We start from the raw sequence: 10321 nt of genomic DNA on the forward strand, positions 1-10321 counted from the left end.
GTTCAGATCATTAAAGCCTACAAGGATTCTTCCTTGGCTAAAATTCTTCATCTCGTCCAAGAAGCACAAGAAACGAAAACACCAACTGAACTTTTTATTAATAAATTCGCCAAAWATTACACGCCGCTCATTATGATTGTTGCAGCTCTTGTCATGGTTGTTCCTCCACTGCTGTTTCAAGGAGATTGGATGACATGGCTTTATCAAGGGTTATCCRTATTAATTGTTGGTTGCCCATGCGCATTAATTCTTTCTTCACCCATTGCCATTGTCTCGGGCATAACTAGAAACGCGCGAAACGGTGTACTCGTCAAAGGTGGCGTATTCCTAGAGCAGCTTGGAAAAATCGAGATTCTTGCCTTTGATAAAACAGGAACTTTGACTAAAGGTGAACCTCATGTTGCTCAATTGGAAGTCTATGACGAAGAACGATTTTTCCAAGTCGCTGGAGCAATCGAAAAGTCATCTGCCCACCCGCTTGCCAAAGCGATTATGAAAGAAATCGAGAAAAGAAACGTCGCTGTACCTGAACCGGATGAAATTCAAACGATTTCGGGCCGAGGTATTAAAGCTAAGGTTAATGGTCTACATTACTGGCTTGGAAATGAAAAAAGCGTCGCGCATCTAGTCATCGCTAGTCCCATACAAAGCCGTATTGAGGAATTAAAAGAGGAAGGCCTTACCCTCGTTCTCGTTGCAGATGAGCAGCAAATACTCGGCATGTTCGGAATTTCAGATGAAATTCGTGAAGAGAGCCGGTCAGTTATTGCATCCTTACACAAGCTTGGTATCAAAAGAACCGTCATGCTGACAGGCGATCATCAGAAGACAGCTGAGAAAGTCGCTTCTGCCGTCGGTGTCACCGAATTTTACGGAAATCTGCTGCCGGAAGACAAGGTAAAACGGATTAAAGAACTGTCTGCCACTCATCATGTAGCCATGATCGGTGATGGCATTAATGATGCGCCCGCTCTCGCATCTGCGCAGCTTGGTATTGCAATGGGCAAAGGAACAGACAGCGCCATTGAGACCGCGGATATTGTCCTAATGCAGGATCACTTAGGCAAGCTTCCAGAAGCCGTTTCGATTGCCAAAAAGGTGAATCGTGTTATCCGTTTCAATATTATCGTCTCACTTGGACTGAAAGTAATCGCACTATTGCTTACCATCCCCGGCTGGCTCACGCTCTGGATTGCGATTCTCTCCGATATGGGAGCTACCATATTTGTTACGCTGGTCAGTTTGACCATATTAATTGAAGGAAAAAAGCGTCTCACTTCAAAATAACAATATCAAAAGTAATGAATAGCAAATAGAAAGCCGAGCAGGATCAGGATGAAATACCTGAATCCAACTCGGCTTTTTGTTGTTCTATAAAAGGGCAATGAAAGGATAATAAAAGGACTGCTTATCCAGCATCAACGACTTCCCTCAGCTTTTCAATCGTTATTCGTTCAATGAATTTGCGATACTTCTCTTTCTTTTTTCCCTGCTGCTGATAGATTTCTATCAATCGAGTAACAAACTGAACAAGCTGATCTTCTGAAACGTCTGATATAAGAAGTTCTGCAAGCTTGGCTTTCAAGCCTTTTGACTCTCCGCCAACATAGATATCAAACCCATTCCGCATTTTAACAACGGCTATTTCTTTAAGCAAGGGTTCACTTGTCCCAAGCGCACATCCTGCATATCCGATCTTTAATGGACTTGGCACCGCGTGACCAGAAATCGCCTCGTCCAGAACCTTCGCGATTTCAAGCCCGGCATCCTCGGCACCTTTACAGAAGTTGCAGGTGATTAAGCTTTTGGTGAAAAACCCAGATGGGTGAATTTGCAGGCCGACATCTTTGAGTGCTAATTTTACATCCTCTAAGCGCTCTTCATCCATCTCCACGTAAAGCTGCTTAAACGTCGTCATTTCGATTTGGGCATTCACACCAACGATTGAGCCTAGAACTGCCAGCTGCTCGGGTTTAAACAAGGTACCTCCTACCTCAAATCCAGGGGTAACAGCAAATTTCATTAAGGCCATTTTCAAGCACTCTCCCCTCTGTTATTCCCACTTCTTCCTTTCGGACTTAAACCACGTCATATCCTTGCTCTTCGATAGCTTCCTTGATAGTCTCAAGCGTCAGCTTATTCTCTTCGTAGTTAATAGCGACCGATCCGCTTGCCAAGTCCACTTTCGCGCTGGCACCCAGCGTTTTCATTGCCCCTTCAATGGAATTGACACAGTGTCCGCAGGACATACCTTCTACTTTTAATGTTACGTTTGTCATGACTCATTTCTCCTTTTTTAGTTAGGTTATTTATGATGTTATTTAAGTTGTTATTTATAGATCAGCCAGTTATACTTTCATCCGCTGAAGTCGGAGCGCATTAAGAACCACGGATACGGAACTCAATGCCATCGCCGCTCCCGCAACCCAAGGAGCTAATAGCCCTATTGCTGCAATCGGGATACCTAATGTGTTGTAACCAAGTGCCCAGAACAGATTTTGCCGGATATTATTCATCGTCTTGCGGCTCATGTAAATCGCGTCCGGTATGCTGTTCAAATCGCCGCGCATCAAGGTCACATCCGCCGCCTCCATCGCCACATCCGTTCCCGTACCAATAGCCATTCCAATATCCGCCATCGCTAGTGCCGGAGCATCATTAATGCCATCACCAACCATAGCTACTTTCTTACCTTGTGCTTGCAGCTTCTTCACTTCCTCGGCTTTGCCTTCTGGAAGGACTTCGGCTCGGACATGCTCAATGCCTACTTGTATGGCTATAGCCATAGCAGTACGTTCGTTGTCACCTGTGATCATAATAACCTCGATGCCCATTTGCTTCAGCCTTGTTACCGCTTCTTTCGACGTTTCTTTGATGGTGTCGGCTACTGCAACCAATCCCGCATATTCGCCGTCAATTGCAATCAACATTGCCGTCTTTCCATCCTGCTCTAGCTTAGTCATACCTTCTAGAGCATGCTCGACTTGCACATTGAATTTTGCCATCAGCTTACGTGTACCAGCTAAAACTTCTTTACCATCGACGACGGCACGGATCCCAAAACCCGGAATGGCCTCAAACTCTTCTGTAGCTGGGAGTTCAATGCCTTTCATCGTAATACCTGATACGATTGCTTCTGCGAGCGGATGCTCGGAGTCCTTTTCAGCCGCACCAACCAGACGAAGGAAAGATTGCTCATCCCTATCTTTTTCGATCATTACATCCGTAAGCACCGGCTTCCCGTTGGTGACCGTACCTGTTTTATCAAGAATAATCGTATTAATTTTATGTGTGGATTCCAGATGCTCACCGCCTTTAAACAATACGCCGAACTCCGCCGCGCGTCCCGATCCTGCCATAATGGATGTTGGTGTTGCAAGTCCAAGCGCACATGGGCAGGCAATAACTAAAATGGCTATCGCTATTTCCAAGGCATGTGCGAAGTCGYCAGGGGTAACCCAGAAATACCAGACTAAGAAAGCAACAACTGCAATTCCAACGACAATTGGAACGAAAATGCCTGAAATGACGTCAGCAACCCGCTGTATCGGTGCTTTGGAGCCTTGCGCCTCTTCAACAACCTTTATAATTTGAGCAAGCGCCGTTTCCTTGCCTACTTTAGTCGCCTTTACTTTCAATCTGCCGTTTTTATTAATCGTAGCACCAATTACATGGTCTCCAGCTTTCTTCTCAACGGGAATACTCTCTCCGGTCAGCATCGATTCATCTACAGCCGATGTCCCTTCGAGCACTTCTCCATCAACTGGAACCTTCTCTCCCGGTTTAACAACGACAACATCTCCGGCGAGTACTTCTTCAACTAAAATGGTCATTTCCTGTCCATCACGAATGACCAGAGCTGTCTTAGCTTGTAAGCCCATCAATGTTTTGATCGCTTCTGACGTACGGCCTTTAGCCAATGACTCAAACAGTTTTCCAAGAATAACTAGCGTAATTAACACGGCGCTCGTTTCGTAATACATCGCTGGACCATGGTGAATATTTCCGCCATTTGACGCCCAATCGACTGTTAAATACAGACTATAGAAATAGGCTGCAGAAGTTCCAAGCGAGACGAGCACATCCATATTAGCGCTTTTGTTGCGCAGCGCCTTATATGCCCCAACATAGAACTGCTTGCCGATGTAAAATTGTACAGGTGTCGCGAGAGCTAACTGAAACCAAGGATTCATGAATAATTCCGGCATCCAGATCCATGATAAGAAGGAGAAGTGACTGACCATTGACCAAAGCAGCGGCAGGGAAAGAAGCGTTGAAATCAACAGCTTACGTTTTTGCTGTTTTAGAGCCTTCTCTCTATGCTCGGAAGGATCTCCTTCCTCCTGTTTTGGAATGGCTTTGTAGCCTAATTTATCTACTCGTTGTTGAATATCCGCTATCGATACTTCTGACTTGTTATATTCAACCCRGGCCGTCTCCATTGCAAAGTTAACGGCAGCGTTAGTGACACCAGGCATTTTGTTCAATGTCTTTTCAATCTTAACGGCACAGGCTGCACAGAACATGCCGACAAGCTCCAAGTCAGCTACTTCCTTCGCCACACTATAACCGAGCTTTTGGACACTTTGTTCCATTTGTGCAACATTGATTTTTTTAGGATCGAACGTTACCGTAGCCCGCTCCATCGCAAAGTTTACATTTGCACCTGTTACGCCTTCAAGCTTATTCAACCCTTTTTCAATGCGATTTGCACAAGCCGCACACGTCATGCCCGTTATTTCCAAAGACGTTTGCTCCGTCGCTAACTTGTTAGTTTCCATCATAGGCACCTCATTTTCTTTGTTATCTATAATTCCTTTAACTACTTTTAATTAATCGTAGGCTACTGTAAAAGCAATATTGCTTCGTCCGTTAAACATAGTATACCCCCCTACAGTATATTGTGTCAACACTTTTATATACCCCACCACCCTATGTTGAAAGGCGTAAAAAAAGGATTCTTTCGAATCCCGTACTTGAACATTTGAATCAGTTATTTCGGCCGAACCAACGAAAATAGCGTCACATTCGATAGAGATTCGAAAACCGAGTTTTGAATGTATTTTATCCYATCAAATCGATCATTAAAGCCATTAATTTGACTCAGACTGTATTTTATCCAAGCTAATCGCCTATTCTGTACACAAAGGCCGCTTAACTACGTATTTGATTGGATCATTTCCATTCAAACACACAGATCAATGGAATACCCGAGCTTTGAATGGATAAAATCCATTCTAAATCCTCATCCAGTCACGTTTGAACAATTAGCCCCTGGCAGCTAAATACAGCATTCATACAGTGATCCGCATGTAATTAAATGTTTCCATGTAATTAATAACTAATTTTGAGGATGAGCTCTTATTTCATTAGTTTGTTAATGGTCTTCAGCAGTTCGTCGATCACTTCATGCTCGCCATCTTGAATGCGCTCGATCATACAGCTCTTCATATGATGCTCCAGAAGCAGCTTTCCTACGCCATTTAATGCGGATTGGACCGAAGATATCTGATTCAAAACGTCATCACAATACGTATCCTTTTCAATTAATCCCTTAATACCGCGAATCTGACCCTCAATCCGGTTGAGCCTATTTATCATATTGTTTTTTGTTTTATCGGAATGGTGACTTTTCCGCCCGTCGGTACCACATGCTTCATGTGTTGTGGATTCGTGAATGTGCTCCTCCATATGATCACTCCCTCTTATCTCCACTTCACTATAGCCCCCGCCCCTATAAAAATCAAGTAGTTGCTATCTGTGGACCTCCGCCGAATTAAGCTCCCCAAATACGAGGCATTGGCATCGGTTCTTTGCCGAGCTCAGCCCAAGCATATTTGAGCAGCAGCTCCGATTTGAGCGAGAGATGTGCTGGATCATCCCACAGATTGTTCAGTTCCTGCGGATCGCTCTCCAGATCAAAGATTTCACCGTAGGTTTGATTATAATACAAGGTAAGCTTGTATCGTTGATTCACGTATGTTTTCAGATGAATGGTCGTCGGTTCATGACGGAATTCGCAAATCGCATGATCGCGAGCGCTCTCTTTTTTGCCAAGCCAAACATCACTCTGATCTACACCCGTCATAACAGATGGAACCTCTATATCACAAAAACTAAGAAACGTCGGAGCTAGATCAACGAGTGATTGTATCGCCGACGACTGCTTATCTTCAGGCACATGACCAGGATAACGTACGATAAATGGAAGCTTAATGAGATCCTCGTAATGAAATCCGCCCTTGAATTGCAAGCCATGCTGACCGAAAAAATGACCATGATCGGTTGTGAAGACGATGATTGTATCGTTCGCAAGATCAAGCTCATCTAGCTTATCGAGAATTTTACCAATGTATTTGTCCATCAGAGAGATCATTCCGTAGTATGTAGCAACTAGCTGTTTATTTTCTACTTCGGACTGCAGATGGGAGTGGTAACCGTGAATACCCATGCCCGTTTCCTTAAGGTGGCTGAAATCAGGTTTTTCCTCTTGTGTCATGCCAAAATGAGGCGGGTTCCGATCATGCTCTCCAGGGGTTAGACTAGGAATCGTTAATTGGTTAGGATCGTACATGGTGTCCCAAGGCTCCGGCACGAGATAGTCGGGATGTGGATCAAAAAAGCTTGACCATAGGAAAAACGGCTCATCTTCCTCCTTGTACTGCTCAAGTAAGGCATTCGTTCGCTCTGCAATCCATGTATCATAATGATATTCTTCAGGAATGGGCCATGTGTGCTTAATAGAAGGATCCATCGTACCCGTTGGCGCTAGGAAGTAATCCCTCCAGTTTGTACAGCCCTTCTCTTCCATCCAAAGGGCATAATGCTGGCCAACATGTGCCTCATTTGCATGGTTACGGGTAAGCTCGATATGATCGAATCCATAAAAGGGTCCATGGAACGTCCGCCAAAACTCTAAATCTTGCAGCGTTGGGTAAGCTTCCAGTGACGGATATTTCTCTGTGCCTTTCAGCGGCTGAAAATGAGCTTTACCAATTAATGCAGTTTTGTAACCTTCTGCTGCAAAATCTTCAGCTACCGTTCTGCGATCCTCCAGCAGCTTAGTTCCTAATGTCCAAGCGCCGTGCTGGCTCGGGTGCATTCCCGTAATAATAGAGGCACGCGTTGGTGTACAGGTTGGGTTCGGACAGTATGCACGTGAAAATGTGGTTCCTTCCTTCGCTAATCGATCAAGATTTGGCGTATGAAGCTCGCTGTTGAACGCACCGATTGTATTCCAATGCTGCTGATCGCTAGTGATTAACAAAATGTTTGGACGACTCAAATGAACAACTCCCTTTTCAAAGTATGATGGTCCTACTAGTCCTATATGTAGAAGCTTATATTGTCGTCACCTGTATGAAAATGCCATAATGTATTTAGCAAAATGTTAGGTGGAATGCTTATGCAGGAGTTTGCAGTAGAGTTCGCGGATGTATGGCACCATATGCCATCAAAATATGAAAGAGCCGGAGGATTCTGGCTAGTGCGGGTAGGACGTAATTTAGCAAAGCCGCATTATCATGTAGGTCCAAAACAAATTGACAGCTTTGGCTTTCATTTTATTTTGAGTGGTCGATTAAGGTTAATCGGAGATAACGAGGAAATTGAATTGGAGTCAAATGACTTATTTTGTTTATTTCCTAATGTCTCTTATGAATATCAATCCTGTTCCGATGAAGCATTGCGGATGATTTGGCTCACAATGGAAGGTCCGCAAATGAGGGAACTTATGAAGATGCTGGGGTTAACTGTTCTTAAACCTTATCGGATTGCTGTGATGGACGATACGATCCGTCAAATTTTACAGGAAATTGAACATGTCATTTGGGAGGATGGACAGAAAAACCTGCGAAAGCTAACTCTAATGTCCACCGTTTACCGCTTGATGGAGCAGCTCGAATCGGACGATGATGACAAAGCGTTTCTAACAGCTAAGACTAGTGAGGATTGGGTCAACAAGGCTGTACGTTTTCTTCAAATGCACTACACGGAATCGTTACGTATTGAAGCTGTAGCGAGCATGTGTGGTGTTCACCGTTCGCATTTTTCGCATATTTTCACACAAAAGGTTGGTACTTCGCCTCAACAATATTTACAGAAGCTTAGGCTCGATCGTGCGAAACAGCTGTTAAGCGATCATACGCTACAGATTGGGGAAATCGCCTTATCGATCGGATATCCCGACCTTTATATGTTCTCACGGGCATTCAAGAAGCAAGTGGGCTGCTCGCCAAGTGACTATCGTATTAGCTATTTAGGAGGTCGGCAATGAAAACAATACTCGTAGTTGATGATGAAGCAAAAATTCGCGATGTCTTGGTATCCTATCTCATAAATGCGGGGTTTAATGTTTTGGAAGCCTCAACAGGCAGTGATGCATTGCTCCTATTACACAACCAAAAGATCGACTTAGTCATTCTTGATCTCATGCTTCCAGATAGGAGTGGAGAAAGTATTTGTGAAAGCATTCGAAAAACGAGTTCTGTTCCCATACTGATGCTCACCGCAAAAGTCTCAGAAAATAACCGTATACACGGACTATCAATCGGAGCTGATGATTATTTATCAAAACCGTTTGATCCTCGTGAAGTAGTTGCTAGAGTGCGCGCTATCCTTCGCCGTGCTGACGATAGTCAGATGCTTGCCGATCGCTTGTCTTTTAACAATGATCAGCTTGTTATTGACTCGCTTAAACTTAAGGTATTCCGTAATGGTGAAGCGGTCAGTTTGACACCCAATGAATATAAACTGCTCATCGCTCTGGCCAAATACCCCCAAAGACATTTTACGCGTGAGGAGTTGGTCGATAAAGTACTTGGCTATGAATTTGATGGCGATATTCGAACGATTGACCAGCATATTAAAAACATACGCTACAAAATCGAAGAGGATCCGAAAAAACCTGTCTATATCATGACCATCTATGGCGCCGGTTACCGCTTTGCAGGTGGCGACCAATGAACAAGCAATTACATAGTCGACTCGCTTTATTTATTATTGCTATCGCGGCAGGGATTTTGGTCATCTCCACCATTAGTATTTTAATCAGCACACATTATCATTTCTCTATGTATCAGGATCAGGCTATGAGCTTAAACCATGATCTTCAGAGCTTCAGCTCACACTTAGAGCAAGCTGTTGTTCAATCGGTATTATGGACATTTACTGCTTCTATCATTTTGGCCGCCTTTATCGGTGTGTATATCGCTAAACAAATTTCAAAACCACTTGTAAATATGAAGCGAGTAGCCGAACGTATGACCAGCGGTCAATTACAGGCCAAGGTTCAAGTCAAAGGGCAAGATGAACTTGCTGACTTAGGCAATTCCTTAAATAAGCTTGCTGAGCAGCTGCATAAACAAGAACAGCTAAGAGTAACGATGACCGAGGACATCGCTCACGAGCTTCGGACACCGCTTGCTACTTTGAAAAGCCATATGCGAGCTTTTATGGATGGGATATGGAAGCCAACGCCTGAGCGCATTTATTCCTGTTACGAAGAAATAGAACGTCTGACCGGTATGGTAGCTGAATTGGAGGAGCTCACTCTAATGGAGTCGCCAGAATTTAAATTAGACCGAATGGATACCGATTTGCATGCGACTATAAAAACCGGAATCGAATTAGTTTCTGCAGCCTACCTTGAGAGAAATGTTGCACTATCCTTTAGTTGCCAATCGAGCATCCAACTTTATGTAGACCGTAATCGAATGCTGCAGATTTTAGTCAATCTACTTAGCAATGCCCTTAAATTCACATCGCCAGATAGCGGCAGCGTGCAGGTTGAAGTGATTTCTAAAGAAAATCATGTCCTTATCCTTATTAAGGATAACGGAGTAGGTTTGGACGAAGCGGATTTACCCTATATATTTGAACGTTTTTACAGAAGTGATAAGTCACGAAATCGAAAAACCGGCGGCAGCGGCTTGGGGCTAGCCATCGTTAAGAAACTAGTAGAGGCGCACGGTGGAGAAGTTTGGGCCGAAAGTAAGGAAGGTACGACCGTTTATATCCGATTGCCTCAAGAAGGCACAACTTCGTTGTCCTAACGGTGATTATGTGTCTAGCTTTCTTTGTAAATGTGGAGCAACTTTATCTAATCATAAGATACCTAATGACGATGAGCTTATTGTCTATACCAGTAAGGAATGGGACGATCTTATGAAACTTGATTTAATTGATGAAATTTTTGAACCTCAGAATCAATATTGGCATTGTAAATCGTGTGACAGAATATTGGTTTATGATGGTCTAAATTTAATAAAGAGTTACTTGGCTGAGTAAGTTATGTTAATGTAATATTGTTAAATACTAACAA

The 10321-nt window shown here is 43.7% G+C and carries 9 protein-coding genes; 4 read left to right on the forward strand and 5 right to left on the reverse strand.

Annotated features, from left to right (window positions below; genetic code table 11):
* On the forward strand, positions 1-1287 hold a 1287-nt coding region (locus AC1DWN_RS19140; protein WP_477560499.1), incomplete at its 5' end, for a heavy metal translocating P-type ATPase.
* Between the two features lie 121 nt (positions 1288-1408).
* On the opposite strand, the gene AC1DWN_RS19145 is transcribed toward AC1DWN_RS19140, so the two are convergent.
* The 5 genes from AC1DWN_RS19145 to AC1DWN_RS19165 all read right to left on the reverse strand — a co-directional run bounded on the left by AC1DWN_RS19145 (position 1409) and on the right by AC1DWN_RS19165 (position 7285).
* Positions 1409-2032, reverse strand: a complete 624-nt coding sequence (locus AC1DWN_RS19145; RefSeq protein ID WP_477560500.1) for a nitrite reductase — start codon at positions 2030-2032, stop codon at positions 1409-1411.
* A 46-nt stretch (positions 2033-2078) separates the two neighbouring features.
* Positions 2079-2279, reverse strand: coding sequence for a cation transporter (locus AC1DWN_RS19150; RefSeq protein ID WP_477560501.1), 201 nt, complete (start codon positions 2277-2279; stop codon positions 2079-2081).
* 69 nt (positions 2280-2348) lie between these two features.
* A complete protein-coding gene (locus AC1DWN_RS19155; RefSeq protein ID WP_477560502.1) occupies positions 2349-4784 on the reverse strand; it encodes a heavy metal translocating P-type ATPase in 2436 nt (811 codons plus the stop codon).
* Between the two features lie 577 nt (positions 4785-5361).
* Positions 5362-5691, reverse strand: coding sequence for a metal-sensing transcriptional repressor (locus AC1DWN_RS19160; RefSeq protein WP_475810158.1), 330 nt, complete (start codon positions 5689-5691; stop codon positions 5362-5364).
* Positions 5692-5776: 85 nt separating this feature from the next.
* Positions 5777-7285: a sulfatase family protein gene (locus tag AC1DWN_RS19165; RefSeq protein ID WP_477560503.1), complete on the reverse strand. Its 1509-nt coding sequence runs from the start codon at positions 7283-7285 to the stop codon at positions 5777-5779.
* Between the two features lie 120 nt (positions 7286-7405).
* Here AC1DWN_RS19165 and AC1DWN_RS19170 point away from each other — a divergent pair, with 120 nt between their 5' ends.
* From AC1DWN_RS19170 to AC1DWN_RS19180, 3 genes are read left to right on the forward strand one after another with little or no spacing between them, the layout of a single operon-like run.
* Complete coding sequence (locus AC1DWN_RS19170; RefSeq protein WP_477560504.1) at positions 7406-8275, forward strand: AraC family transcriptional regulator; 870 nt, start codon at positions 7406-7408, stop codon at positions 8273-8275.
* On the forward strand, positions 8272-8964 hold the full coding sequence (locus tag AC1DWN_RS19175) for a response regulator transcription factor (RefSeq protein WP_477560505.1): 693 nt from the start codon (positions 8272-8274) through the stop codon (positions 8962-8964). The genes AC1DWN_RS19170 and AC1DWN_RS19175 overlap by 4 nt, the downstream gene beginning before the upstream one ends.
* Positions 8961-10052, forward strand: coding sequence for a sensor histidine kinase (locus AC1DWN_RS19180; RefSeq protein WP_477560506.1), 1092 nt, complete (start codon positions 8961-8963; stop codon positions 10050-10052). Before AC1DWN_RS19175 ends, AC1DWN_RS19180 begins: the two co-directional genes overlap by 4 nt.
* Positions 10053-10321 lie beyond the last annotated feature (269 nt).

The sequence above is a fragment of the Paenibacillus sp. P4_A7 genome (assembly GCF_056402455.1).